Annotated in this window: 18 protein-coding genes, 5 tRNA genes and 1 pseudogene; 8 read left to right on the forward strand and 16 right to left on the reverse strand. The window is 46.7% G+C overall.

Annotated features, from left to right (window positions below; genetic code table 11):
* Window positions 1-4: 4 nt before the first annotated feature.
* Complete coding sequence (locus R7127_RS20425; RefSeq protein ID WP_318141899.1) at window positions 5-1,381, reverse strand: GntP family permease; 1,377 nt, start codon at window positions 1,379-1,381, stop codon at window positions 5-7.
* A 153-nt stretch (window positions 1,382-1,534) separates the two neighbouring features.
* Here R7127_RS20425 and R7127_RS20430 point away from each other — a divergent pair, with 153 nt between their 5' ends.
* Window positions 1,535-2,059 carry a gluconokinase gene (locus R7127_RS20430; protein WP_318141900.1) on the forward strand — a complete coding sequence of 175 codons (525 nt, stop codon included), beginning with the start codon at window positions 1,535-1,537 and terminating at the stop codon, window positions 2,057-2,059.
* The gene (gene edd, locus R7127_RS20435) at window positions 2,059-3,855 is read left to right on the forward strand and encodes a phosphogluconate dehydratase (protein WP_213869989.1); all 1,797 of its coding nucleotides are present in this window, start codon (window positions 2,059-2,061) and stop codon (window positions 3,853-3,855) included. The genes R7127_RS20430 and edd overlap by 1 nt, the downstream gene beginning before the upstream one ends.
* Window positions 3,856-4,925: 1,070 nt before the next feature.
* Here edd and R7127_RS20440 read toward each other — a convergent pair.
* The 9 genes and pseudogenes from R7127_RS20440 to R7127_RS20480 form a co-directional block, all read right to left on the reverse strand.
* Window positions 4,926-5,255: an SMR family transporter gene (locus R7127_RS20440; protein ID WP_005478614.1), complete on the reverse strand. Its 330-nt coding sequence runs from the start codon at window positions 5,253-5,255 to the stop codon at window positions 4,926-4,928.
* A complete protein-coding gene (locus R7127_RS20445; protein WP_017821127.1) occupies window positions 5,252-5,656 on the reverse strand; it encodes an SMR family transporter in 405 nt (134 codons plus the stop codon). Before R7127_RS20445 ends, R7127_RS20440 begins: the two co-directional genes overlap by 4 nt.
* 269 nt (window positions 5,657-5,925) lie before the next feature.
* A pseudogene (locus tag R7127_RS20450) lies at window positions 5,926-6,868 on the reverse strand (LysR family transcriptional regulator).
* A 55-nt stretch (window positions 6,869-6,923) separates the two neighbouring features.
* Window positions 6,924-7,931 carry a substrate-binding domain-containing protein gene (locus R7127_RS20455; RefSeq protein WP_017636149.1) on the reverse strand — a complete coding sequence of 336 codons (1,008 nt, stop codon included), beginning with the start codon at window positions 7,929-7,931 and terminating at the stop codon, window positions 6,924-6,926.
* A gap of 226 nt (window positions 7,932-8,157) precedes the next feature.
* Entirely contained in the window at window positions 8,158-9,177 is a 1,020-nt protein-coding gene (locus R7127_RS20460) for an SPOR domain-containing protein (RefSeq protein WP_250654318.1), read from the reverse strand.
* A gap of 157 nt (window positions 9,178-9,334) precedes the next feature.
* On the reverse strand, window positions 9,335-10,285 hold the full coding sequence (locus R7127_RS20465) for an ABC transporter permease (RefSeq protein ID WP_054730225.1): 951 nt from the start codon (window positions 10,283-10,285) through the stop codon (window positions 9,335-9,337).
* 2 nt (window positions 10,286-10,287) lie between these two features.
* Window positions 10,288-11,265 carry an ABC transporter permease gene (locus tag R7127_RS20470; RefSeq protein ID WP_005379110.1) on the reverse strand — a complete coding sequence of 326 codons (978 nt, stop codon included), beginning with the start codon at window positions 11,263-11,265 and terminating at the stop codon, window positions 10,288-10,290.
* Window positions 11,266-11,412: 147 nt separating this feature from the next.
* Window positions 11,413-12,966: an ABC transporter substrate-binding protein gene (locus tag R7127_RS20475; protein ID WP_005379109.1), complete on the reverse strand. Its 1,554-nt coding sequence runs from the start codon at window positions 12,964-12,966 to the stop codon at window positions 11,413-11,415.
* Window positions 12,967-13,058: 92 nt separating this feature from the next.
* Window positions 13,059-14,774: a dipeptide ABC transporter ATP-binding protein gene (locus R7127_RS20480; protein ID WP_005379108.1), complete on the reverse strand. Its 1,716-nt coding sequence runs from the start codon at window positions 14,772-14,774 to the stop codon at window positions 13,059-13,061.
* 661 nt (window positions 14,775-15,435) lie between these two features.
* On the opposite strand from R7127_RS20480, the gene R7127_RS20485 reads away from it, so the two are divergent.
* Window positions 15,436-16,161 (forward strand): HAD family hydrolase, encoded by a 726-nt coding sequence (locus R7127_RS20485; protein WP_005379107.1) that lies wholly within the window; start codon window positions 15,436-15,438, stop codon window positions 16,159-16,161.
* A 195-nt stretch (window positions 16,162-16,356) separates the two neighbouring features.
* Here the strand turns inward: R7127_RS20485 and R7127_RS20490 are convergent.
* The 5 genes from R7127_RS20490 to R7127_RS20510 form a co-directional block, all read right to left on the reverse strand.
* Window positions 16,357-16,433, reverse strand: a tRNA-Pro gene (locus tag R7127_RS20490).
* Window positions 16,434-16,497: 64 nt separating this feature from the next.
* Window positions 16,498-16,573 (reverse strand) — tRNA-His (locus R7127_RS20495).
* Window positions 16,574-16,621: 48 nt separating this feature from the next.
* Window positions 16,622-16,698: transfer RNA gene (locus R7127_RS20500), tRNA-Pro, on the reverse strand.
* A 69-nt stretch (window positions 16,699-16,767) separates the two neighbouring features.
* A tRNA-His gene (locus R7127_RS20505) sits at window positions 16,768-16,843 on the reverse strand.
* Between the two features lie 33 nt (window positions 16,844-16,876).
* A tRNA-Arg gene (locus R7127_RS20510) sits at window positions 16,877-16,953 on the reverse strand.
* A 335-nt stretch (window positions 16,954-17,288) separates the two neighbouring features.
* Between R7127_RS20510 and R7127_RS20515 the strand changes: the two genes are divergently transcribed.
* Window positions 17,289-17,702 (forward strand): c-type cytochrome, encoded by a 414-nt coding sequence (locus R7127_RS20515; RefSeq protein WP_005384252.1) that lies wholly within the window; start codon window positions 17,289-17,291, stop codon window positions 17,700-17,702.
* Between the two features lie 73 nt (window positions 17,703-17,775).
* Here the strand turns inward: R7127_RS20515 and rep are convergent, their stop codons facing one another.
* Entirely contained in the window at window positions 17,776-19,791 is a 2,016-nt protein-coding gene (gene rep / locus R7127_RS20520) for a DNA helicase Rep (protein ID WP_318136215.1), read from the reverse strand.
* Window positions 19,792-19,961: 170 nt separating this feature from the next.
* On the opposite strand from rep, the gene R7127_RS20525 reads away from it, so the two are divergent.
* The 4 genes from R7127_RS20525 (at window position 19,962) to ubiK (ending at window position 25,183) form a co-directional block, all read left to right on the forward strand.
* Window positions 19,962-20,543 (forward strand): TetR/AcrR family transcriptional regulator, encoded by a 582-nt coding sequence (locus tag R7127_RS20525; RefSeq protein WP_005384254.1) that lies wholly within the window; start codon window positions 19,962-19,964, stop codon window positions 20,541-20,543.
* An 18-nt stretch (window positions 20,544-20,561) separates the two neighbouring features.
* Window positions 20,562-21,665 carry an efflux RND transporter periplasmic adaptor subunit gene (locus R7127_RS20530; RefSeq protein WP_042523871.1) on the forward strand — a complete coding sequence of 368 codons (1,104 nt, stop codon included), beginning with the start codon at window positions 20,562-20,564 and terminating at the stop codon, window positions 21,663-21,665.
* Between the two features lie 12 nt (window positions 21,666-21,677).
* Window positions 21,678-24,800, forward strand: a complete 3,123-nt coding sequence (gene vmeD, locus R7127_RS20535) for a multidrug efflux RND transporter permease subunit VmeD (RefSeq protein WP_033907400.1) — start codon at window positions 21,678-21,680, stop codon at window positions 24,798-24,800.
* 131 nt (window positions 24,801-24,931) lie between these two features.
* Window positions 24,932-25,183, forward strand: coding sequence for a ubiquinone biosynthesis accessory factor UbiK (ubiK, locus tag R7127_RS20540; protein ID WP_005379099.1), 252 nt, complete (start codon window positions 24,932-24,934; stop codon window positions 25,181-25,183).
* Window positions 25,184-25,320 lie beyond the last annotated feature (137 nt).

The following is a 25,320-nucleotide window of genomic DNA, read 5'->3' on the forward strand; positions in this document are numbered from 1 at the left end:
ACCTCTAAAGAATAAAGCTTAATGTTGCGACGATAATAAACGCGATACCGCCAAGTAACGTTTCCATTACCGTCCAAGTTTTTAACGTGGTTTTCTCATCCATCTCAAGGAGACGAGATACCAACCAGAAACCAGAGTCATTGAAGTGAGACAGTACCGTTGCGCCACCCGCAATCGCGATTACGATAAAGCAAAGGTCTAGTTCACTCAAACCTGTTGATGCAGCCACAACTGGCGCGGTAAGAGCCGCCGTAGTGGTTAGCGCTACGGTTGCCGAGCCTTGAGCAACACGCAGACAGGTTGAAATCACAAACGCCGCCACAATCACAGGCATACCTGTGTCTGTAAGAACGTCAGCCAGTGCATCACCGATGCCGCTTGAGCGCAGTACGCCGCCAAACATGCCACCAGCACCCGTTACTAGGATAACGCCACAGATTGGAGCCAATGACTCACCACACAATTTTTCTAGTTTTGCCATGCCGTAGTCTTTGGCAAACACAGCCAGACAGACAATCAAAGTGATCAGCAACGCGACTGGGGTTTTACCTAGCATGCGTAGGAACTCAACCAGTGCCGTTTTGCCATCGATCACACCCGCAACCGCCAGTGTGTTCAATACCGTATCCAAACAGATTAGCAGGACTGGCAGCACAAGGATGGTCATAACCGTGCCAAATTTTGGTGCGTTGCGCTCATCCACCATCGCTTCGCCATTAAAGAAGGCTTTAGATAGTGGGATATCGAATTTTTTGCCCGCGTACAAACCAAATAGGTAAGCGCCAAGGTACCAAGTTGGAATAGCAACCAGAATACCCACCACCAATAGCAGACCGATGTTTGCGCCAAGGAATTCTGCCGCTGCAACCGGACCTGGGTGTGGTGGAACAAACGCGTGCATAACCGCAAAAGCACCGGCTGCTGGCAACGCGTATTTAATTGGTGAGCCACCAAAACGAGCCGCCACACTTAGGATGATTGGCATCATCACTACAAGGCCTGCATCGAAGAAGATTGGGAAGCCAAACAGTAATGAAGCGACGCCCAAAGCAAATGGTGCGCGCTCTTTACCAAAGCGACCAATCAAAGTGTCTGCCAGCACTTTCGCACCGCCAGTCACTTCAAGAATTTTACCGATCATCGCACCAAGACCAACCAGCAATGCCACGGAAGCCAGTGTGCCGCCGAAGCCGCCCATCATGGTCGATACGACTTTCTCAGAAGGAACGCCAGTGGCGATTGCCGTACCTAAACTCACCATAGTAAGGGAAGCAAAAGCATGGACTTTCAGTTTAATGATCAGAACGAGTAACGCTGCAATGGCAAGGCCTGCAATCGTCAGTAGGAACGTAGGATCTGGGGCTTGGGTTAATTGCTCCATAGGTTCACCTTTAAGAATTATTGTTTGTGTTATGGTTCACATTTATTTCAGTTACCGGTAACATGTTACCGATAACATGAATAAGATAAACCCATATTTTAAAGTGAATTCAAAAATTGAGATCACGCGCAAATTTGGTTATGAGGATAAGTTATGGCTGGTAGTAGTGTCATCGTTATGGGCGTTTGTGCTAGTGGTAAAAGCACAATTGGTGAGCATCTAGCGAAAAAGCTAGGGCGTAAATTCATTGATGGTGATGATCTTCATCCACGAGCGAACATTCAGAAAATGGCATCGGGCCAGCCTCTGAACGATGATGATCGCAAGCCATGGCTAGAACGCATTCGTGATGCGGCGTACAGCCTAGAAAGCAAAAACGAACACGGCATTATTGTCTGTTCAGCACTGAAAAAGATTTACCGCGATCAGATCCGCGAAGGCAACGACAACGTGACCTTCCTGTTCCTTGATGGCGATATGGAGTTGATCCTTAATCGCATGCGTATGCGCAAAGGCCACTTCATGAAAGAAAACATGGTGAAGAGCCAATTCGAGACGCTAGAGCGCCCAGACAACGAGCCTCAAACTCTGATCGTCAATATCGACGGAGACATCAGCGACGTGTTGGAACGCTCTGCCGCTGAGCTAATCAAAATGCAAGCGATCGAGGTGGCGTAATGACTCACTCTGTTGTTCTTGAGGTCACACAACGTTTGACCGAGCGCAGCCGTGAAGCGCGCGCTGCCTTTCTTACTCGCACCGAAGTCCAAGCCGAAGCAGGTAAAGGCCGCGTTGGTTTATCTTGTGGTAACTTAGCCCATGCAGTCGCCGCTTCTTGCTCTTCTGAAAAGAAAAATATTCTCGATTTTACTCATGCCAATGTCGCGCTGATAAGCGCCTACAACGACATGTTGAGCGCCCACCAGCCGTACCAAGACTACCCAGCACAAATCAAAAAAGTGCTGGCGGACTACGGCCATACGGCGCAAGTCGCAGGTTGTGTGCCAGCGATGTGCGATGGGGTGACTCAAGGTCAAGCAGGCATGGATATGTCGCTGTTTTCGCGTGACTTAATTGCGCAATCAACGGCGTTGTCTTTGAGTCACAATGTCTTTGATGCCACATTACTGCTTGGCATCTGTGACAAAATCGCACCGGGGCAACTGATGGGCGCGCTGTCTTACGCACACCTGCCAACGGCGTTTGTGCCAGCGGGTCTGATGGCAACAGGCATCAGCAACGAAGAGAAAGTCGACGTGCGCCAAAAATACGCAGCGGGAGAAGTCGGCAAAGACGCTCTGCTGGATATGGAGTGTCGCGCTTACCACTCTGCGGGTACGTGTACATTTTACGGCACCGCCAATACCAACCAGTTGGTGTTCGAAGCCATGGGCTTGATGCTGCCAGGTTCGGCATTCATTCATCCCCATACCCAACTGCGTAAAGCGTTAACCGATCACGCAGCTCTGAAAATCGCCTCTATGACGGCGGGTTCTGCACACTTTCGTCCGCTGGCCGAGGTGGTCACAGAAAAGAGCTTGGTCAACGGCATCATCGCTCTACTTGCATCTGGCGGCAGCACCAATCACACCATTCATATGATCGCCGTGGCGCGTGCTGCTGGCATCTTGCTCACGTGGCAAGACATCAGCGATCTGTCGGATGCGGTTCCTTTGTTAGCGCGCGTTTACCCGAACGGCCCAGCCGATATGAACGCGTTCCAAGACGCGGGGGGCGTGCCAGCGTTATTGCACCGCTTGAACGAATCCGAGCTTTTGCATCGCGATGTGAAACCCGTGTTTGGTGAATTTGAAGACCAAATGACGCTACCGAGTCTTGTCGATGGCCAACTGACTTGGACACCGTGCCAAGGCAGCCAAGACGGTGACGTGATCGCCAAACCAGACGCCACTTTCCAAAACACCGGCGGCACTCGCGTACTGACTGGCAACTTGGGCAAAGCCGTGGTGAAAGTGTCTGCGGTGAAAGAAGAGCAACGCGTGATTGTGGCACCAGCGATCGTATTCCAATGCCAACACGAAGTGGAAGCCGCGTACAAACGTGGCGAGCTGAACAAAGACTGCATCGTTGTGGTCACACACAACGGCCCAGCGGCAAACGGCATGCCTGAACTGCACAAGCTGATGCCAATTTTAGGTAACGTGCAAAAAGCGGGCTTTAAAGTGGCGTTGGTTACTGACGGTCGTTTATCTGGCGCGTCAGGTAAAATTCCGTCTGCGATCCATGTTTCTCCAGAAGCCATTCGTGGCGGCGCGATTGGTTTGGTGCGCAACGGCGATTTGATTCGTCTGGATTGCCAAACGGGCGAACTGAACAACTTAAGCGACACCACTGGTCGCGAGTTGATTCATTTCGATACCGAATCGACCCAACAAACTTGGGGACGAGGTCTGTTTAGCGTGATCCGCCAAAACGTATCGAGTGCAGAAGAAGGCGCAAGCTTTATTGTTTAAGGCGAGAAGAAAGACCTCGTCGTTCCGACGAGCCCAAGCAAGATCAGGAATTTAATATCAACGTGCAGTGAAGACAGAGAAAACACCTCTGCCACAGCACTTTTTGTTGGTAGATTCTGAATCACGTTCGTCCCTCGCTGTTCAGAATGACGAGCTTTGGGATTGGCCTCAGTTCTTTCTAAAAAACGAATGAATCCGTCATTCCGGCGAGCCTAGGCGAGATCAGGAATCTAATATCAACGAGCTGTGAAGCCAGAGAAAACTCCTCTGCCACAGCACTTTTTGTTGGTAGATTCTGACTCTTGCTCGTCCTTCGCTGTTCAGAATGACGAGTTTTGAGATTGGCCTCGGTTCTTTTTAAAAATGAATGAGTCCGTCATTCCGACGAGCCTAGGCGAGATCAGGAATTTAATATCAGCGTGCTGTGAAGCCAGAGAAAACCCCTCTACCACAGCACTTTTTGTTGGTAGATTCTGAATCACACTCGTCCCTCGCAGTTCAGAATGACGAGCTTTAGGATTGGCCTCTGTTCTTTCTAAAAAGCGAATGAATCCGTCATTCCGACGAGCCTAAGCGAGATCAGGAATCTAATATCGACATGCTATGACGTCAGAGAAAACTCCTCTGCCACAGCACTTTTTTGTTGGTAGATTCTGAATCACGCTCGTCCCTCGCTGTTCAGAATGACGAGCTTTGGGATTAGCCTCAGTTCTTTCTAAAAAACGAATGAATCCGTCATTCCGACGAGCCTAGGCGAGATCAGGAATCTAATAGCAAAATGCTGTGAAGCCAGAGAAAACCCCTCTTCCACAGCACTTTTTGTTGGTAGATTCTGAATCACGCTCGTCTCTTGCTGTTCAAAATGACGAACTTTAGGATTGGCCTCTGTTCTTTTTAAAAATGAATGAGTCCGTCATTCCGACGAGCCTAGGCGAGATCAGGAATCTAATATCAAGGTGCTGTGAAGCCAGAGAAAACCCCTCTTCCACAGCACTTTTTGTTGGTAGATTCTGAATCACGCTCGTCTCTTGCTGCTCAGAATGACGATATCTAGCATTCAGTAAATTACATCAAGCGGTCTTCATCACTACGACGGCAGCAATCACCACAAAGATACCAAACCAGCCGATTGGTTTGAGTTTCTGCTTAAACAGCAAGGCTCCACCCACTGCGGTACCCAAGATACCGATCGCACCCCAAGAGGCATAAGCAATGGCTAAGTCGATCTCTTTCACCGCTTGTGCCAACAGCGTGAATGCTGTCAGTACCAACACAATCGCCGCAATGCCCCAGCCTTTATATTTAAAACCTTTTGAGCGTGTCAGCGCCATATTGGCCATGATATCGACCAAGGCAGCCATCACGACAAATCCAAATGACATCGTAAAAAATTGACTCATGATTCGCACCTTGTACTAGTAGAAAATGAACGTTCTTTTGCCGATTTATCGGCATTTTTCTTGGCGTTAGGTTGACCATGTGATTCCCCTAAGGTCACACACACAATGCCAACAACGGCTAACATCAAACCAAACAACTCTTGATGGTTTAAGTTGGCATCAAAGGCGATGATCGACACCACGGTGATCAACGAGATACCTAACCCTTCCCAGACAGCGTATGCCACACCGATAGATATTTTCTTCGCGGCAAATGCGAGGAAGTAGTAAGAGATTGCGATCAGCACATACATTACGATGTAGCCCCACCACCCGTGCCCTTGTCCGATAAGAGACATAGTGCTGGTGCCAGCCACTTCGGCAACGATGGCGAGCAATAAAAATAGACGTGCAACTAGCATGATTAATCCTCCATCAGAAATTAAAAAAATGCATAACGGAGAATGGTGAATGCCGCGTACCTGTATCGACATTCAAAAAGTTAAAAAGATAAAAATGAGCCACTTCTCCTGACTATTTGAGATAAGGTTAGCGCTGGGTAGGAAAAAGAGACAGGTAATTGAGATATTCATTTTTGAATATCTTAAGAAATAAGTTGTCTATGTAATCACACAACATTGATAAGGTTAAAGCATCTGCTCTCTCATTCAGCGGATGCCATCAGGTGACGTCACTGCGTAAAAATCAGCGGCGTATTGAGGGTTTGTCGCACCACTTTATGTAGGTGTCTGTGCAAAGGATGGTTGCGGTTGGTTTGAAGGAAACCGCCAGAGACAACAAACTGGCTAAACTCACGATTAACGGGTGGCATTGCGTAAGAGGCGAGTTCTGGCATCAACAATGCCGAGCTTTGACTGGCATACATAATCGCGTCGGTTTCTTGCAACATTTGGCAAGCCAAACGCAAATTATAGGACTTCAGTAACACTACTGGCTCATACCCCATGCGTCGATACTCGGACTCCACGGTACAAAGCGGTTTATATGACGCGGGCGCAGGCAAAGAGACAAGTGGTAGTTTGGACACCGTGTCCCAATCATTGCTGACTTTCGACAACGTTGGGTGGTTTTTGCGCGCCAAAATCACTCGTTTTTCAACGAATAACGGGCGCATGTAAATGTCTTTCGACAGCTCGGAGCTCGGTCTCTTGGTCAAGAATGCAGTAATCGTGCTCGCCTTCTAACATTTCATCGTGCGAGTAAGTATTCCAGCTGGAAAAGGCAAAGTGCGCTTTGGGAAAGGCTCGATGACAACCAGTGAGCAGTCGCTGCCCTTGTTCATCCATCAAATAAGGGTCAGTTACAATCGCGATCTGCCCTTGGTATTGCAGCGGGTCGAACACTTCAAATTCTTGCACCACTTTTTCCAGTGGTGCAACCATATTGTCGAACTCGGCGGCGAGACGAATCGCCATGGGTGATGGCTCTACCCCATGTGCTTTACGCACAAAAAGCGGGTCATCAAACACTTGCTTCAACTTCATCACGCCGCGGCTGGCGCTCGGTTGAGAAATGCCAAGCTGCATTGCGGCCAGCTTGATGCTGCGGTTTTCCACCACGGCTTTTAATAAACGCATTAAGTTGAGATCCAATGCATCCAGCTGATGTGCCATACCCTAACCTGCCAATACCATTAATGAGCGAATACGAAGAGCGGTTAACTGCGAGTTAAACACTCTCTCCCGACGTAATCTGATACCCCATATCGAAGACTTTTTCTTCTTGCGTTTCGCCTTTCAGGCGCGCAATTAATAGCTCTGCGCTCTTTACACCAATTTGGAAACGCGGCGTATCAACGCTGGTCAGTTTCGGGCTGATGGTTTGACCAATATCCAACGCGTTATAGCCCGCCACTGCCAATTGCTGTGGAACTTGAATGCCACGTTGCTGCGCACTCAGCATGGTGCCAATTGCGATGTCATCGTTGGTACAGAACACCCCATCGAGCGTTGGGTGCGTTTCCAGTGCGCGTTCGAGCAAATCATGCGCTAAAGAAAAACTAGAATGATCACCAGTTAATACATGTTTGGGTTCTAGCCCTGCTTCTGTCATCGCGCGATCGTAACCTTGCATCCGCAATTTGGTTCGCGTATCCAGACGCGCGCCAAAATAGACGATTGTACGCTTCCCCGTATCTAGCATCTGCTTAACCACGGTGTACGACGCATCTTCATGATCGAGTCCAACCGCCATATCAATCGGCTCCGATGGCAGTTCCATGGTTTCGACCACCGGAATGCCCGCATTTTTGATCATCTGTAATGTACGCGGCGTGTGATGGCTTTCAGTTAGAATAAGCCCATCGACTTGATAAGAGAGTAATGACGCGATCTTGCGCTCTTCTTCAAGCTCATCGTAGCTAAAATGCGCTAAAAGCGTCTCATAGCCATTGGCTTTGGTCACCATCTCTATGCCCTGAACAAAGGAAGCAAAAATTTGGTTGGACAAAGACGGCAGTAAGATACCAATGGCTTTACTGGAGGACTTTGACAACATCGCCGGTGCACGGTTTTCGATGTAACCCATCTCTTCAATCGCAGTCGCAATCTTGGCCCGAGTCTTTTCTGCCACCGATTCAGGGTTACGCATATAGCGTGAAACGGTCATCTTCGTGACGCCAACCTGGTCTGCGACATCCTGCAATGTCGTACGAGTTTTCTTATTCTGTTGAGCCATAAATATGTGATTTATCAGTAATGTTACAAGTAACATTATGACGAATAGACTCTCTGCCGACAAGTTCAGTGAAAATAATTCGCAAAATGAGATGAATATCAGTGGTAGAGCGTATTAGCAAACGCATCACAAAGAAACGCCACTTAAATAGCGATAATATTTGAGACCGCAAAAAAGCCCCGAACTCGGGGCTTTCTTCTATATTTTGACCGCAATATCTGAGTCGTTATTTCACGCACACCACGTTCAACAATGAGGTCCCGGTGAGCTGATTGGGCTCACGATCGGCGAACAAACCTTTCTTATCTTTGCCCCAATACGGCAGTTGCAGTGGCCATTGATTTTTTTCCATCACCCCAGACGCCCTCAGCGCTTTAAACTCTGCAGGGTTAGCTAAGTTCATACCCAGTTGCTGACATACTTTGTGCGAGTTTTCGTAGTTGAGGCGGTTCCACGGCTTACCATGTTCCATGTAAAACTGATTATGGTGATCGAGTAAATATGGGACCACGTACGTTTTGCCCTGCACTGAAGTTCTCAACCGAACTTCAATGTCATCATTTCCAGTGACAATTGGCTTCGCTTTGGTCTTAGCAACAGGCGTAGACGAAGAGCTATCACGCGAACTTTTTGCCTTGGTATCTGGCTTCTCTGCCCGCGCTTTAAAGGCGTCGGTATCAGCTCGCACAGCAGGAACTGGCGCGGGTTTCGAGGTCACCGTCGGTGTTGGCTTAACCGAAGATGCGGCTGATTTCGACGATACAGTAGATTTAGGTGTAGGTGGTGTTACTGGTTGTTTCGTCCCTTTCCCAACCACTCGGATGAACGCCTCTTTGTAATTCGACAAGGTTTTGACTCCTCGTAAGTCATCCCTCGCATCAGACAATGCCTTGTAAGGTCCAATCAAACAGCGATAGCCTTTGGATTCAGGCTTCATCCATACGTCAGTCGTGATTTTACTATAGAGAGGCTTAGCTTTCGCGAGAGACATAGGCTTGGGTAGCAATCCGCATTGAATCCAGTAAAGGTAGTTGCCCCCCTGCGGCACTTTCTTTCCCCATACTCCGTTACCAATTGGGCACGTTTTCTCAAGCATCGGTAATTCTTTCTCGCTGGCTTGAGTGGCTTGGCAAAGGAACTCCTCCGCCGATACTGGGCTAGAAAACTGGGCGCATACTAGCAACAAACCCAAAGCCAGGCTTGCTTGGAAGATACGAGATGGGTGTTGTGCCTTCTTCATTTCCATACACTTCACTCTAAATTAGTGGGTAAGGTCATTATGGCGGCAAAGCGCCAAAAAAATGTGAACAAAGAATAACTAGCAAAAAAAGAGCCGGAATTTGCATCCGGCTCTCAGTTTAGGAAGGAATTAAGTGAATTTACAACGCTTGGTGGGAAAATTCTTATCCTTTGTACAGTTTCGGGTTGAATACATCACGTAGCCAGTCGCCCAACAGGTTGATAACCAAAACCAATGTTACTAGCACGATGCCAGGGAAAGCAGTAATCCACCATGCACCAGAGAAGATGTAGTTAAAGCCGATGCTGATTAGCGCACCCAGTGACGGCTGATCGACTGGCAGACCCAAACCTAGGAATGACAGCGCCGCTTCCGACATGATCGCGTTCGCTACCTGTACCGTCGAGATAACCAAGATTGGCGATAGACAGTTTGGCAGAATGTGACGGAACATGATTCGCGGAGCTTTAAAGCCCATCACACGCGCCGCTTCGACGTATTCTTTCTTCTTCTCTGCCAATACCGAGGCACGAATAGTCCGTGCGTATTGCGGCCATTCAGCCACACCGATGATCACCACCAGCATCACCACCGCGTATTGGCTGTAAAAATCGCTGCCAAAGCTGGCTTTGAAAATGGCCGATACGATGATCGCCACCATCATGGTTGAGAACGATAGTTGAACATCCGCAAAGCGCATCAAGAAGCTATCGATACGACCACCGAAGTAACCCGCCGACAAACCAATGATGATACCCAGAATCAACTGAAGACCGACGGCTAAAAAGCCGATCGTCAAAGACAAACGAGAGCCGTAAAGAATGGTCGATAAAATATCGCGGCCTTGCTCATCAGTACCAAGAACAAAACGCTCATCGCCCTCTTCCATCCAAGACGGTGGTAGCTCTGAATCCATGATGTCGATAGACGTCAGATCGTACGGGTCTGTTGGCGCAAGAATCGGTGCAGCCAATGCCAATACTAAGAACATCATAAAGACGGTAAAACTCGCCATCGCCACTTTGTCGCGTTTGAAGTAATACAGAAAATCTGACTCTTTGAAACGCTGCCACGCTGATGGAGCAGGAGCTGGTGTTAAATTTGATTGGCTCATGATTAAGCTCCTTTTCCAGTTAGGTTCACAGTTGGGTTGATGATGCCGTACAGCAAGTCAACGATGGTATTGGTTACCACGAAGATCAGACCAACAAAGATAACGTAAGCAGTGATCAGCGGTGTATCTACACGGTTGATTGCCTCTAGGAAAAGGAAGCCAGTGCCCGGCCATTGGAACACGGTTTCAGTGAGAATGGTGTAGGCCACCATGGTACCAATCTGCACGCCACCTACCGTCAATACTGGTAGCATGGTGTTCTTAAGTGCATGTTGGTAATAAATCTTTTGTAAGTTCAAACCTTTTGCTTTGGCGAACTTAATGTATTCCGAACTCAGTACTTCCAGCATTTCTGAACGTACCAAACGGATGAACAACGGCAGCATGATAGACGCTAGCGCAATACAAGGTAGGATGAGGTGCTTGATACCATCAATGGTAAAGAAGCCAGATTCCCAACCGAGTACGTTAGCGGTTTCACCTCGCCCATAGGAAGGCAGCCAGCCGAGTTCGATGGAGAAGACGTACATCAGCATGATTGCGGTTAGGAACACCGGAATCGAGATGCCGACACTACTCATCGCCATAACAAATTTGGTAAAGACACTCTTCGGGTGAATCGCGGAATACACCCCGAGTGGTATAGAGAAAACGATAATGATGAGCGTCGCGCCAAACACGAGCTCTAATGTTGCCACCAGCTTATCGAGGATCACCTCAACCGCAGGTCGCTTGAAAAAATATGAGGTACCCAAATCACCTTGCAGTGCATTACCCACAAAGCGCGTGTACTTTGTGATAAAGGGATCGTTCAGGCCCAAGTCGTCGCGTAGCGCTTGACGCTCCGATTCCGAAACCGACTGACCTACAAGCTCACGCAGCGGATCACCCAGGTTGTCCTGAATGGCAAACGCCACCAAACTGATCACAAACATCACTATCAGTGCCTGAAACAGGCGCTTGACCAGAAACGAAAACATTCCTTGCCCCTTAACTATCCATAGATCTCTAAATTAGAGAGAAAATTCAGTCTAAATAACCCACTCAATCCGACTGAAACAAAACTGAGTCGAGTGCTTTAAGTTGAGGAGGGAAATCCATCCCTCCTCAAAGTCGACTAACCGTGATTATTCAACCACTAGGTCACCGAAGTAAGGCATTACCATTGGGTTAACGATGTCTGCCGCTTTCACGTTAGACTTCGCACCCCACGCTTCACTTTGCCAGTGTAGCGGTACGAATGCTGCGTCGTTGTATAGTGTTGCTTCTACACCTTTCAGCATTTCTGCACGTTTCGCAGGATCCGTTTCTACGTTCGCAGCTTCAACCACTTTGTCCATTTCTGGGTTTGAGTAGTAACCACAGTTGTACTGACCACGACCGGTTTCTTCGTTACGAGTCATCGTTAGGAACTCGTTGAAGTTCGCTGAGTCTTCTGTATCTGAGTGCCAACCGATCATCAGCATGTCTGCCGCACACTTGTCGAACTCTGGCCAGTATTGCGCTTTTGGCATGGTCTTCAGATCAACCTTGATACCGATCTTAGACAACATTGCCGCTGCCGCTTGTGCTACTTTCGCATCATTCACGTAACGGTTGTTTGGTGCGATCATCGTTAGCGTCAGGCCATTTTCGTAACCCGCTTCTTTCATCAGTTCTTTCGCTTTCTTCAAGTCGTAGCGAGGAACCAGTTTGTCATCGTGACCCACGTAACCTGCCGGGCTTTGCTGACCAGCAGCCGTTGCGAAGCCTTTCATGATTTTCTTCACGATACCTTCGTTATTGATTGCGTGAACAATCGCTTGGCGAACGCGAACGTCTTTCAATGCTTCGTTGCTGTTTTGGTTTAGTTGGAACGTGATGATACGAGTACCAGGTAGCGTAACTAGGTCGATGCCGTCAGCATCTTCAACGCGTTTGTGGTCGTTTGGCGCTACAGGGTGAATCATGTCAACACCGCCAGAAAGCAGCGCTGCTACACGAGTTGCGTCTTCTTTAATTGGCACAAGCGTTAGCTTATCAACGTTACCTTTCGACTCTTTGTCCCAGTAATCTTTAAAGCGTTCAAATTCCACTTTTACGCCCTGTTCACGTGAAGTCACAATGAATGGACCCGTGCCAGATACGTTAGTCGATGCAAATGAGTTACCGTGCTTCACTAGCTCAGACTTGTCTTTGCCGTCCGCAGTTTTGCCAGTGTAGAACTTGCTGTCCATTGGGAAAATGTACGTTGCGGTTTGCAGCACTAGTGGGTAAGGACCTTTAGTTACAAGATCGAACGTGTTGTCGTCCACTTTGACGATTTTCTCGTACGGGTCGAAGATGTTTTTAAAGTCAGGAGAGCTTTGTAAACGCTGGAACGTCCACACGACGTCGTCAGCAGTTAGAGTATTGCCAGAATGGAATTTCACACCTTCACGCAGTTTGAAACGAACAGTCGTATCGTTAATACGTTCCCAACTTTCCGCTAGGCGAGGCTCGAAATCCATTTTTTGAGTAAAGCGAACCAACGGATCAAATACCATGTGTGACATTTGCAGTGTGCCACCTGATAGCTGCTCATGTGGGTCAAGCGATACTGGGTCAGCTGCATAGCCAACTTTGATATCTGCTGCCATTGCGTTAAAGCTTAGGCCCGCAGCCATTAGCGCCACTGCTAATTTGCTTTTCATGGTTTTCATTTGCATAACTCCTTCATGCGGGGATACGGATCCCTTGTTGTTGTGTTTGCGTCTTTGTTATGACTAAAGGTTAGCCAAGCGAATTGCTTGGTTTATGCCGTTTCGATCTCTTCTCGCAAGCCAGTAAACTCCGGCATCAGAGAAATCAATTTTTTGCTGTATTCGTGTTGAGGTGCCGTGAATAACTGTTCTGTTGGTGCCACTTCTAAAAGTGTACCCATTTGCATCACACCTACTCGGTCACACATCTGACGAATAACAGGTAAATCGTGGCTGATAAACAACATAGTCAAGTTCAGCTCACTTTGCAGATCTTTCAGCAAGTTTAGAATTTGTGCCTGTACCGATACGTCCAGTGCTGAGGTCGGTTCATCACAAATCAAAAGTCGAGGACGAGTCGCCAACGCACGCGCAATAGAAATACGCTGACGCTGACCACCGGAGAATTCATGAGGGTACTTAAGCCCAGCCATTCGACCCAAACCAACATGATCCAATAGGTCATTCACGATTTGGCGAGTTTCCGACTCGTTTTTCGTCAATTTATGGAAACGGATTGGCTCAGCAATAATATCGAATACCTTCATACGAGGGTTCATTGAAGTATATGGGTTTTGGAACACCATCTGCATTTGACGACGCATCGGGCGGCGCTCTTTCTCAGAGGTTAAAGCGGTCAGGTCAATGCCCTCGAATTTCACCTGACCAGAGTTAGGTTGGTATAAACCAGCAATCACACGTGCAATGGTCGATTTACCTGAACCAGACTCGCCCACCAAACCAAAGGTTTCGCCTTCGTGCACTTCAAAGCTCACATTATTAGATGCTTGCACGTATTCTCGGCGGCTCTCGAACAAAGAGTCTTTGGTAACAAAGCGAAGATTGACGTTCTTCACGTCCAAAAGCGGGCCAGTGTACTCACGCTCATCTTGGCTTTGTCCTAACCAGTGGTTCTTGATATCGAGTGGCTCCATTTCCGCCGCTTCTTCGATATAGCTTACTAACGGGAAACGATCTAGCTTTCTGTCTGAACGTGGTACCGCTGAAATTAGACTGCGAGTATAAGAGTGATCAGGATCGCCCAATACTTTGGCTGTTGGTCCAAACTCCACCAAGTCACCACGATACATTACCGCCACGCGATCGGTGACGTTGGAGACGACACCCATATCGTGAGTAACCAACATACAGCCGACATTGTTCTTGATACACAGCTCGCGGATCAAGTTGAGGATTTGGTCTTGGATAGAAACGTCTAACGCCGTAGTTGGTTCGTCCGCAATGATGAGATCAGGCTCACCAGCCAAAGCAATGGCAATGACAACACGCTGACGCATACCACCAGAGAATTGGTGCGGGTACTGTTTTAAGCGGTTTTCTGGTTGCGGAATACCAACCTGCTGCATAAGAGAAAGCGCGCGCTGATACGCCTCTTCATCAGAGACCTTCATGTTGGCGTGGATCGTCTCTTTCAGCTGTTGCTCAACAGTAAAAAGTGGATTGAGCGAGGTCATCGGATCTTGGAAAATAAAACCTATTTTCGAGCCGCGAACCTTACGCATCGCTTCTGGTGATAGGCCAGAAATTTTTTCTCCATCCAAGAAAACATCGCCGCTAGCAACGCGACCTGGAGGGCTAAGCAAATCAATAACGGCGTTACCAACGGTGGATTTACCCGCACCTGATTCGCCAACAACACCCACGATTTCACCACGTTCAATATGAAAAGAAAGTGACTTCACGGCAGCGTGAACGCCGTGTCGGGATGGGTATTCAATACGAAGGTTTTTCACTTCTAATAGTGACATTTCAGACCTCTACTGCCTTGTCTGTGGTATCGAATCATGCCAAAGGCACCATTCATCACCTGAATGAATCCGTTCAAATTCAGAATAATACTCTGAAATCTTAATGCGGAAATAATTTGGCAAAAATCACACAAAAAAGCAACAATTAAAGTATATTCCGCCGAAAAAACATTAAATAAACGCACAATTAGCGAATAAAAATGCATTAACAAGTATTTAACCATTTTCATATCACACTATTTTTGTGCGCCATGCACCAATAAAACTAGAAAAATGCTCTAAAAGTAAACATGAGCTAAACAAGATCATTAACCATATTATTCATGTGCATTTATTAACATTTAACAAACAATATCATATGCAAAAAGTGTTTTTTCAACATAAAAAACTATTAATAAAATAGTCGGCAAATACAAAAAGCCAAACTTAGGAAGAGAAAGGATAGGTCAAAACGTGAACAAAACAGCAAAACCACACAAATCCTGCTCCAATGCAGATTATGCGCCACTTAAGCGGTTTATTGACTAAGCAAAGGAAAGTACCGCTATCTTCATTCGTACGTCATAAGAAAACTCGCCGGTTTTAACCCTTTACGACACAATTGAGAGTGGGATAATAGATGAACAGTGTCAAAGCCAAGCCGTAAATAAAAGGAGCCCCTGTGCTTAAAGCGATTTTTTTTGATATGGACGAGACTTTATGTGCAACGTCACAAGCCGATAAAGTTGCAGGACAAGCGTTTACAACTTGGATTCATAAAACCTACCCACAAGTGACTGAGCCAAAAGCTTTTTTGCAGCGCTACTTACAGGGTGTATACAAAAAGCTGAATGCTGAGTTCCCTCACCTTGTTGCTCTGCTACCCGATGAAAATGCCTTCCGTTGTGGCCTGATCCAAAACATCTTGGCGGAGCAAGGCGTCAGCATCACTGCAAAAGAGGCTCAACAAGCTCAAGACTACTTTGACTCTGCACGTATGGGCGCGTTCACTTTCTTCCCTGGTGTAAAAGAAATGCTCAGCGACCTTCGTCAACATTACAAACTCGTCGTGATCACTAACGGCCCGATTTTTTCTCAACACCCTAAATTAAACGCGACACAAATGAGCAACTGGGTGGACCATATTATTGTGGGAGGAGAAGAGCCAGAAGAGAAACCTGCTACAAGTATTTTCCAAAAAGCGCTCGACTTGGTCGAAGTAAAACCAGAAGAGGCTCTACACGTGGGCGACTCTTTACCTGCTGACATTGCTGGCGCTAACAATATGGGCATTTTGAGTGTATGGGTGAATGCGACAGGCGCAAGCAACTCAACGGATATAACGCCAAGTTTTGAAATCCAAGAAACGGTAGAACTGAAAGAAATCCTTAAAACACTCGCCCAATAAAAGCAGCGGATTAGAAAACTACAAAACCCCAGACACTGCTCTGGGGTTTATTTTGTCAGCTCGAAAAGCATTTGGATCATAGGTGGTCAAAAGCCCCTAGAGCTGTACACTTTTGGGAAAAATTGAAATGGAATGCCGATTTTTTTCAGGAGAGATGCAAAAAAGCCCCAGTCTTTCGACTGAGGCTTTAAATAGTGGTCGGTGAAGAGGGATTCGAACCCCCGACCCTCTGGTCCCAAACCAGATGCGCTACCAAGCTGCGCTATTCACCGAACTGTATTTGCTGATTTTCTCAAATCAGACAGGACACTTCAACTAAGAAGTCACCTTAATTAATGGGGTGGCTAACGAGATTCGAACTCGCGACCACCGGAATCACAATCCAGGGCTCTACCAACTGAGCTATAGCCACCATCAATTTTTGCTGTTTACCGCTCTATTAGAGCCATAAACTAAATAGTGGTCGGTGAAGAGGGATTCGAACCCCCGACCCTCTGGTCCCAAACCAGATGCGCTACCAAGCTGCGCTATTCACCGACGATGTTTTATCTTGATTGAATCAAGATTGGGAGCAATGCTACCGCATTCAATCTAAAAAAGAAAGAATGGGGTGGCTAACGAGACTTGAACTCGCGACAACCGGAATCACAATCCGGGGCTCTACCAACTGAGCTATAGCCACCACTGATTTTTACCGATGTATCCTCCGAGGCAATGGTACGCCCGAAAGGATTCGAACCTTCGACCTTTGGCTCCGGAGGCCAACGCTCTATCCAACTGAGCTACGGGCGCATGCCCTATCGGCGGAGTGGAATAATACGGATATCACACTATGCCGTCTAGTACTTTTTTTACTTTTTTTATCGTTTGGTCTCTTTTTCGACAGTTATCTTCCGTTAAAGTGGATTTTTGATGTGATTCACGCCCTGTCATGGATAACTTGTTGTTTATTGCAACAAGTTATCGGGATATAATCACCCATTATTTACATTGATTTAACAGCTGCAACCAAGTTGTCTAATCATTCTATGCCATTCAGTGGAATTTAATGATTTCTCTGCTCGGCATTAATACTCTAACTATATAAATAGGTAAGTCACTTACCTCGGGAATGTGAAGTGGGTTTAATGGATATGTCTCGACAAATGATTAGCGTTTTGTTCGCTGCCTTAACGTTTTCTACGGCAGCTTTAGCTTCTGACATCAGCCAAACTGAATACGATGCGATCGCAGAACGCATCCAACCTGTCGGTGATGTTTATCTAGCGGGTTCTGAGCCAGTGAAAGAAGAACCAACCGGTCCACGTGATGGCGCCACAGTTTATGGTACTTTTTGTATTGCTTGTCACGCATCTGGTGTAAACGGCGCACCTAAAACAGGTAATGCCGATGATTGGGCACCGCGTATTGCACAAGGCAAAGATACGTTAGTGAAGCACGCATTAGAAGGCTTCAATGCGATGCCAGCCAAAGGAACCTGTATGGACTGTTCTGACGATGAAATCATCGCAGCAATTGACCACATGATTGAAGGTCTATAAGTAAAGACATCAACGAAAAAGGCTTGCCAGTTGGCAAGCCTTTTTGTTTTTAGTCAGTGAGAACAAGGTTACTTTACTTCTTAAACATTGCTCGAATATTGGCAATGTGTGCTTGACCTTTCGCCATACGCTCTTCTGCTGATACTGGCTTTTTGTTTACTTCCCATTCAACGTCATCAAATGGCAACTCATCCAAAAAGCGGCTTTGAGTCGGTTTGATCAACTCGCCGAACTGCCGACGCTCTTTGCACATAGTGAAAGTCAGTTCACGTTGCGCTCGAGTAATACCAACGTACATCAGGCGACGCTCTTCTTCCACGTTATCTTCATCAATACTGGTTTGGTGCGGTAAAATACCTTCTTCGGACCCAATTAAGTATACATATGGGAACTCAAGGCCTTTTGATGCGTGCAAGGTCATCAGTTGTACTGCATCACTGTCTTCATCTTCTTCACCGCGCTCCATCATGTCACGCAAGGTCAAACGTTGAACGACTTCTTTTAACGTTTTCTCTTCTTGATCGTAGTTGTCACCCTCTAGGTCCGCCACTATCCAGGAATAAAGGTCAGAAACGTTCTTCATTCTCATTTCAGCGGCTTTCGGACTTGCTGAAGTTTCGTATAGCCAATCTTCATAATGGATATCACGAACTAGCGAACGAACCGCTTCGACGGTATCACCACGCTCAGCTTGATCAGCAATCGCCACTAGCCATTGGGTGAAACGACGCAGGTTTTCTAGGCCACGTCCCGTTAGGTGCTGTTCGAGCCCCATTTCAAAGCTCGACTCAAACAGACTCTTGCCTCGCATATTGGCATAACTGCCTAACTTCTCTAACGTCACTGGGCCAATTTCACGTCGTGGAGTATTCACAATGCGCAAAAATGCATTGTCGTCATCCGGGTTAACCAAAACGCGCAAATACGCCATGATGTCTTTAATCTCTGCGCGCGCAAAAAACGAGGTGCCGCCAGAAATTTTATACGGTACGCGGTTTTGCATCAGAGACTTTTCAATCAAACGTGATTGGTGGTTACCACGATATAGAATCGCATAATCTTTATATTCGGTACGGTTTAGGAACTTATGCGCAATTAGTTCACTCGTTACGCGCTCTGCTTCATGCTCTTCATTTTTAGCCAACAACACTTTGAGTTTTTCACCGTCAGGAATTTCAGAGAACAAGGACTTCTCATAGACGTGAGGGTTGTTAGCTATCAAAATGTTGGCCGCACGCAGGATTCGACTCGTTGAACGGTAGTTTTGCTCCAGCTTAATCAAACGCAAATTCGGATAATCTTCACCCAGCAACACAAGGTTCTGAGGTTTCGCACCACGCCATGAATAAATAGACTGATCGTCATCCCCTACAACCGTCAATCGCCCACGTTCACCGACAATTAGTTTGACCAGCTCATACTGACTCGTGTTGGTATCTTGATACTCGTCAACCAGTAGGTAACGGATACGATTCTGCCAACGCTGACGAACGTCTTCATGATTACGTAAGAGCAAAACGGGCTTCAAAATTAGGTCATCAAAATCAAGCGCGTTATAGGCTTTCATTTGCTTTTGGTACATATCAAAACAGAACGCAAACAATTGTTGCTGTTCACCTTGCGCACGCGCTTTGGCTTGCTCTGGCGTCAACATGTCGTTTTTCCAGTTGGAAATACAACTCAGAAGCTGACGTAGCAGATCTTTATCACCATCAAGCTGCTTTTCGGTAAGTTCTTTGAGTAGCGCTAGCTGGTCTTGGTCATCAAACAGTGAGAAGCCCGCTTTCAACCCTAAATGCTTGTACTCACGCTTGATGATGTTCAATCCTAAAGTGTGGAATGTTGATACCATCAAACCTTTAGACTCACCTTTCCCTAACGTTTGACCTACACGCTCCTTCATTTCACGTGCCGCTTTGTTGGTAAACGTCACCGCCGCAATGTTACGCGCTTTGTAACCACATTGCTGAACCAGATAAGCGATTTTATTGGTAATAACACGAGTTTTGCCCGAGCCAGCACCAGCTAGCACTAGGCATGGACCAGACACGTATTTCACGGCTTCATCTTGACTAGGGTTCAGCTTCATAGAAATTCTCTGCGGGTGATGAATGTGGCGCCTATGATAAAGGGGTGGCCTCGTGAAAGCTATGCTGATTTCTTGTAATTTTTACACCAATTAAGTGCAATATTCTGTTGCATAAATGGCGGGTATTTAAGCTATAATGAATGAACGTTCATTCACTAAAGGGTGACATTATGAAGGATAACCCTGCTGTAGATAAACGAGAACAAATCTTAGTCGCTGCTGAACAACTCATTGCTGAATCTGGCTTTCAAGGGCTTTCCATGCAAAAGCTCGCCAATGAGGCAGGTGTCGCAGCAGGGACGATTTACCGTTATTTCTCAGATAAAGAACATCTTTTAGAGGAACTACGCCTTAACGTTGCTAAGCGTGTTGCTACTGCGGTGCAACTAGGTGTTAGTGAAGAGATGCCTTTAAAACAGCGTTATCGAACCATGTGGCTCAATATTTGGAATTTAGCGAGCTCGAACTTAAGTGCGATCAGCAACCGAGTCCAATATGAGTCTTTACCCTGTTCAAATAGTAGCAAAGCTCGGGAACTTGAGAGACAAATGTTTGCCCAAGTAGATCTTCTTTTCAATCAGGGCAAAGACGAGGGAGTATTCAAGCTTCTCGATAACGAAGTACTTTCTGGATTGAGTTTTGAGGCAAGTGTTGCACTTGCTCGGAAACACGCTTTGGGATTTTATCAACTGGATAAGACGGCATTAGAGGCCGCTATTGAAGCCAGTTGGGATGCAATTATTAAACACTAACTTGGAGTTCTTAATAGAATGAAAAAGTGGATTTTGATGCTATCAATTGTTTTATTACTTTTTGGTAGCGTTGTTACATACAGACTAATTGATATCAAAGACAAAATGGAGCAGTTTGCCAATCGCCCTGAACCAGCATTCCCAGTAACCGTAACTGAAGTGCAAGCGGTGGATTGGGTACCAGTCATCGAGGCAATTGGTTTTATCGAGCCAAATCAAGGCGTGACGGTAGCGAACGAAACGAGCGGTGTTATCGATAAAATCGCATTTGATTCCGGTACTCAAGTCAAAGCAGGTCAGCCACTAGTACTGCTTGACTCTGACGTTGAGAAAGCGAATTTAAAGAGCTCGCAAGCCAAGTTGCCAGCAGCAGAAGCGAAATACAAACGCTACCAAGGGCTATTTAAAAAAGGATCTATTTCTAAAGAAGCGTATGACGAAGCAGAAGCGAACTACTTCTCCTTAAAAGCGGACATTGAAAGCTTGAAAGCGACCATCGACCGACGCGAAATCAAAGCGCCATTTGATGGTGTAGTAGGTATTCGTAACGTGTACCTCGGTCAGTACCTACAAGCGGGTACCGATATTGTTCGCCTGGAAGACACCAGCGTGATGCGTTTACGCTTTACCGTGCCGCAAACCGATATTTCACGTATCAATATCGACCAAGAAGTGGATATCTTTGTGGATGCCTACCCAGAACAGCCTTTCAAAGGTTCAATTTCTGCGATTGAGCCTGCGGTTAACGTACAAAGTGGTTTGATTCAAGTTCAAGCGGATATCCCTAACAGTGACGGCAAACTGCGTAGTGGTATGTTCGCGCGTGCAAACATCATTCTGCCTAAGTTAGAAAATCAGGTCACTCTACCTCAAACCGCGATCACATTTACGCTATATGGCGACAATGTTTACATCGTAACAGAAGAAGATGGCGAAAAACGCGTTAAGCAGCATGTGGTAAAAGTTGGCGAACGCTCTAAAGATATCGCACACATTCTAGAAGGCGTGAAGCCAGGTGATGTGGTAGTGACATCGGGTCAAGTCCGTTTGAGTAACCATGCGAAAGTAAGCATTGTCGAAAGCGATGCAACTACCCCACCTGCTGAAACACCAATGCTTTAAGTTGGAGGCATCATGCGCTTTACAGATGTTTTTATAAAACGTCCAGTTTTAGCGGTATCGATCAGCTTTTTGATTGCATTGCTTGGTTTGCAAGCGGTGTTCAAAATGCAAGTTCGTGAGTACCCTGAAATGACGAATACGGTGGTCACCGTGACCACCAGTTACTACGGTGCAAGTGCCAACTTGATCCAAGGCTTTATTACTCAGCCATTGGAGCAAGCGGTGGCGCAAGCCGATAATATTGATTACATGACTTCGCAATCGGTACTAGGTAAATCAACCATTACTGTCAACATGAAGTTGAATACTGACCCGAATGCAGCATTGGCTGATATCTTAGCGAAAACGAACTCAGTACGTTCTCAGCTTCCAAAAGAAGCCGAAGATCCAACCGTAACCATGTCGACAGGTTCGACAACGGCGGTACTGTACATCGGCTTTACGAGTGACGAGTTATCTTCAAGCCAGATCACTGACTACCTTGAGCGTGTAATCAACCCGCAGTTGTTCACTGTAAACGGTGTATCCAAAGTTGACCTGTATGGTGGTATGAAGTACGCACTGCGCGTATGGCTAGATCCTGCCAAAATGGGCGCTTTGAAGTTGACCGCTACGGATGTGATGAGCGTTCTTAACGCCAACAACTACCAATCTGCAACCGGTCAAGCGACGGGTGAGTTCGTACTTTATAACGGTAGCGCAGATACTCAGGTATCAAACGTTGCTGAACTTGAAGCATTGGTCGTGAAAACTGGTGAAGGGGATGTCATCCGCCTAGGTGATATCGCTAAAGTAACGCTGGAGAAGAGTCACGACGTTTATCGCGCAAGTGCAAACGGTCAAGAAGCCGTGGTTGCGGCGATCAACGCAGCACCAAGCGCTAACCCAATCAACATTGCAGCAGACGTACTTGAACTGTTGCCTCAGCTTGAGCGCAACCTACCAAGCAACATCAAAATGAACGTGATGTACGACTCAACTATCGCCATCAACGAATCGATTCACGAAGTAGTGAAAACGATTCTTGAAGCAGCGGTCATCGTACTTGTGGTTATCACACTGTTCCTAGGTTCATTCCGCGCGGTAATCATTCCTATCGTGACCATTCCACTTTCATTGATTGGTGTGGCAATGGTGATGCAGGCAATGGGTTTCTCTTGGAACTTGATGACGCTACTGGCGATGGTGCTTGCCATCGGTCTGGTGGTGGATGACGCGATCGTTGTACTAGAAAACGTTGACCGTCACATCAAAGAAGGGGAATCGCCATTCCGAGCTGCAATTATTGGTACGCGTGAAATTGCGGTTCCAGTTATCGCGATGACATTGACGCTAGGTGCAGTGTACGCGCCGATCGCATTGATGGGTGGTATCACCGGTTCATTGTTCAAAGAGTTCGCTTTGACACTGGCAGGTTCAGTATTCGTATCCGGCATCATCGCTTTGACACTATCACCAATGATGTGTTCGAAGATGCTGAAGGCGAACGAGAAGCCAAGCAAGTTTGAGCAAAAAGTTCACCATGTACTTGATGGCATGACTAATCGCTACGCAAGCATGTTAAAAGCAATAATGGCTAGCCGACCAGTGGTGATCGTGTTTGCGATAATTGTATTCGCAAGTTTACCAGTCCTATTCAAGTTTATTCCTAGCGAGCTAGCTCCATCTGAAGATAAAGGTGTTGTAGTACTCATAGGGACCGCACCATCAAATTCGAATTTGGACTACATCCAAAACACCATGGATGATGTGAATAAGATTCTCTCTGATCAACCAGAAGTGGAATACGCTCAGGTATTTAACGGTGTACCGGATTCTAATCAAGCGTTTGGTTTAGCTACACTCAAACCATGGGGCGAACGAGAAGCGAGCCAAGCAGAAATCAAACAGCGTGTTGGTGGGCTTGTTTCGAGCATTCCGGGAATGTCTATTGCTGCCTACGAAATGCCGGAGCTACCAGGTGCTGGTTCAGGCCTTCCTGTACAGTTCGTAATTACAACGCCAAACAACTTTGAAAGTTTGTTTACCGTTGCAAATGACATTCTGTCGGAAGTAGCAAGCAGTCCAATGTTTGTCTATTCCGATCTGGATCTGAAATATGATTCTGCAACGATGAAGATCAAGATCGATAAAGACAAAGCAGGTGCCTACGGTGTGACTATGCAAGACATTGGTATCACCCTCAGCACCATGATGGCAGATGGTTATGTAAACCGTATCGACCTAAATGGCCGCTCTTATGAGGTAATTCCTCAGGTTGAGCGTAAATGGCGTCTAAACCCAGAATCGATGAAGAACTACTATGTACGCTCTGTGGATGGTAAAGCGGTTCCATTAGGTAGTCTGATTACCATTGATGTGGTGGCTGAGCCTCGCTCTTTGCCACACTTCAACCAGCTAAACTCAGCAACTGTGGGTGCTGTTACAGGCCCTGGTGTTTCGATGGGGGATGCAGTTAATTGGTTTGAAAATATTGCACAAACCAAACTGCCTGCAGGGTATAACCATGATTACATGGGCGAATCTCGTCAGTTTGTAACGGAAGGTAGTGCCTTGTATGCAACCTTCGGTCTTGCACTTGCGATCATCTTCCTCGTTCTGGCGATTCAATTTGAATCACTCCGCGATCCTATTGTAATCATGGTATCTGTACCTCTGGCAATATGTGGTGCCTTGATCGCATTGGCCTGGGGTACGGCCTCGATGAACATATACTCGCAGGTTGGTTTGATCACGCTGGTCGGCCTAATAACCAAGCACGGTATCTTGATCTGTGAAGTCGCCAAGGAAGAGCAGTTACATAATAAACTGTCTCGTATTGATGCGGTGATGGAAGCTGCGAAAGTGCGTCTTCGCCCTATCCTAATGACCACTGCAGCGATGATCGCAGGTCTGATCCCACTGATGTACGCAACAGGTGCAGGTGCCGCGCAACGTTTCAGTATCGGTATCGTCATCGTTGCTGGCCTTGCAATCGGTACACTGTTCACACTATTCGTGCTACCTGTGATTTACAGCTACCTAGCTGAAAAACACAAACCTCTGCCAGTATTTGTTGAAGACAAAGACTTGGAGAAGTTAGCGCGAGTTGACGAAGCGAAAGCAGCTCATCGTGAATTAGCGGATAACAGATAAGCTATTAAGGCATTCAAAAAGGTCACTTCGGTGGCCTTTTTTATTGCCGCTCTCTTTTTTGCCATCTAAATGGCGACTTTCACGTATCATTTACTTAAAATGAGGACAAATCAAAAGGAGTTTTAGCCACTATGTTTGACCCAAAGAAATTAGAGCAAATTGCTAAACAGATTCACGACTCAATGCCTCAACCTGTAAAAGAGTTGGGCTCTGATGTCGATCAGAAAGTTCGTCAAGTAATCCAAGGCCAGCTAAACAAGCTAGATGTTGTAAGTCGCGAAGAGTTTGATGTTCAAACTCAAGTTTTACTACGTACACGTCAAAAGCTAACAGAAATGGAACAGAAGTTGGCGCAACTTGAAGAAAAGCTTGCTGAAAAATAAGTATCAAAGCGCTCCTCACAAAGGAGCGTTTTTCTTATCGGCGCGCAGATAAATCGGCTAAAAGTAAATTACCACCTTCTAAAGAAGGTGGCTTTGTGTGAGCCCCCTAAAAGGGGGCCTTTGTTTAGTCCAGCGCC

It is taken from the genome of Vibrio sp. 1159 (assembly GCF_033340395.1).
Taxonomy (GTDB): domain Bacteria; phylum Pseudomonadota; class Gammaproteobacteria; order Enterobacterales; family Vibrionaceae; genus Vibrio; species Vibrio alginolyticus.

Coding starts and splice junctions, on each gene's coding strand:
- R7127_RS20425 (WP_318141899.1), bottom strand. CDS start 1,381: ATGGAGCAATTAACCCAAGCCCCAGATCCTACGTTCCTACTGACGATT.
- R7127_RS20430 (WP_318141900.1), top strand. CDS start 1,535: ATGGCTGGTAGTAGTGTCATCGTTATGGGCGTTTGTGCTAGTGGTAAA.
- edd (WP_213869989.1), top strand. CDS start 2,059: ATGACTCACTCTGTTGTTCTTGAGGTCACACAACGTTTGACCGAGCGC.
- R7127_RS20440 (WP_005478614.1), bottom strand. CDS start 5,255: ATGAGTCAATTTTTTACGATGTCATTTGGATTTGTCGTGATGGCTGCC.
- R7127_RS20445 (WP_017821127.1), bottom strand. CDS start 5,656: ATGCTAGTTGCACGTCTATTTTTATTGCTCGCCATCGTTGCCGAAGTG.
- R7127_RS20455 (WP_017636149.1), bottom strand. CDS start 7,931: ATGGCTCAACAGAATAAGAAAACTCGTACGACATTGCAGGATGTCGCA.
- R7127_RS20460 (WP_250654318.1), bottom strand. CDS start 9,177: ATGGAAATGAAGAAGGCACAACACCCATCTCGTATCTTCCAAGCAAGC.
- R7127_RS20465 (WP_054730225.1), bottom strand. CDS start 10,285: ATGAGCCAATCAAATTTAACACCAGCTCCTGCTCCATCAGCGTGGCAG.
- R7127_RS20470 (WP_005379110.1), bottom strand. CDS start 11,265: ATGTTTTCGTTTCTGGTCAAGCGCCTGTTTCAGGCACTGATAGTGATG.
- R7127_RS20475 (WP_005379109.1), bottom strand. CDS start 12,966: ATGAAAACCATGAAAAGCAAATTAGCAGTGGCGCTAATGGCTGCGGGC.
- R7127_RS20480 (WP_005379108.1), bottom strand. CDS start 14,774: ATGTCACTATTAGAAGTGAAAAACCTTCGTATTGAATACCCATCCCGA.
- R7127_RS20515 (WP_005384252.1), top strand. CDS start 17,289: ATGGATATGTCTCGACAAATGATTAGCGTTTTGTTCGCTGCCTTAACG.
- rep (WP_318136215.1), bottom strand. CDS start 19,791: ATGAAGCTGAACCCTAGTCAAGATGAAGCCGTGAAATACGTGTCTGGT.
- R7127_RS20525 (WP_005384254.1), top strand. CDS start 19,962: ATGAAGGATAACCCTGCTGTAGATAAACGAGAACAAATCTTAGTCGCT.
- R7127_RS20530 (WP_042523871.1), top strand. CDS start 20,562: ATGAAAAAGTGGATTTTGATGCTATCAATTGTTTTATTACTTTTTGGT.
- vmeD (WP_033907400.1), top strand. CDS start 21,678: ATGCGCTTTACAGATGTTTTTATAAAACGTCCAGTTTTAGCGGTATCG.
- ubiK (WP_005379099.1), top strand. CDS start 24,932: ATGTTTGACCCAAAGAAATTAGAGCAAATTGCTAAACAGATTCACGAC.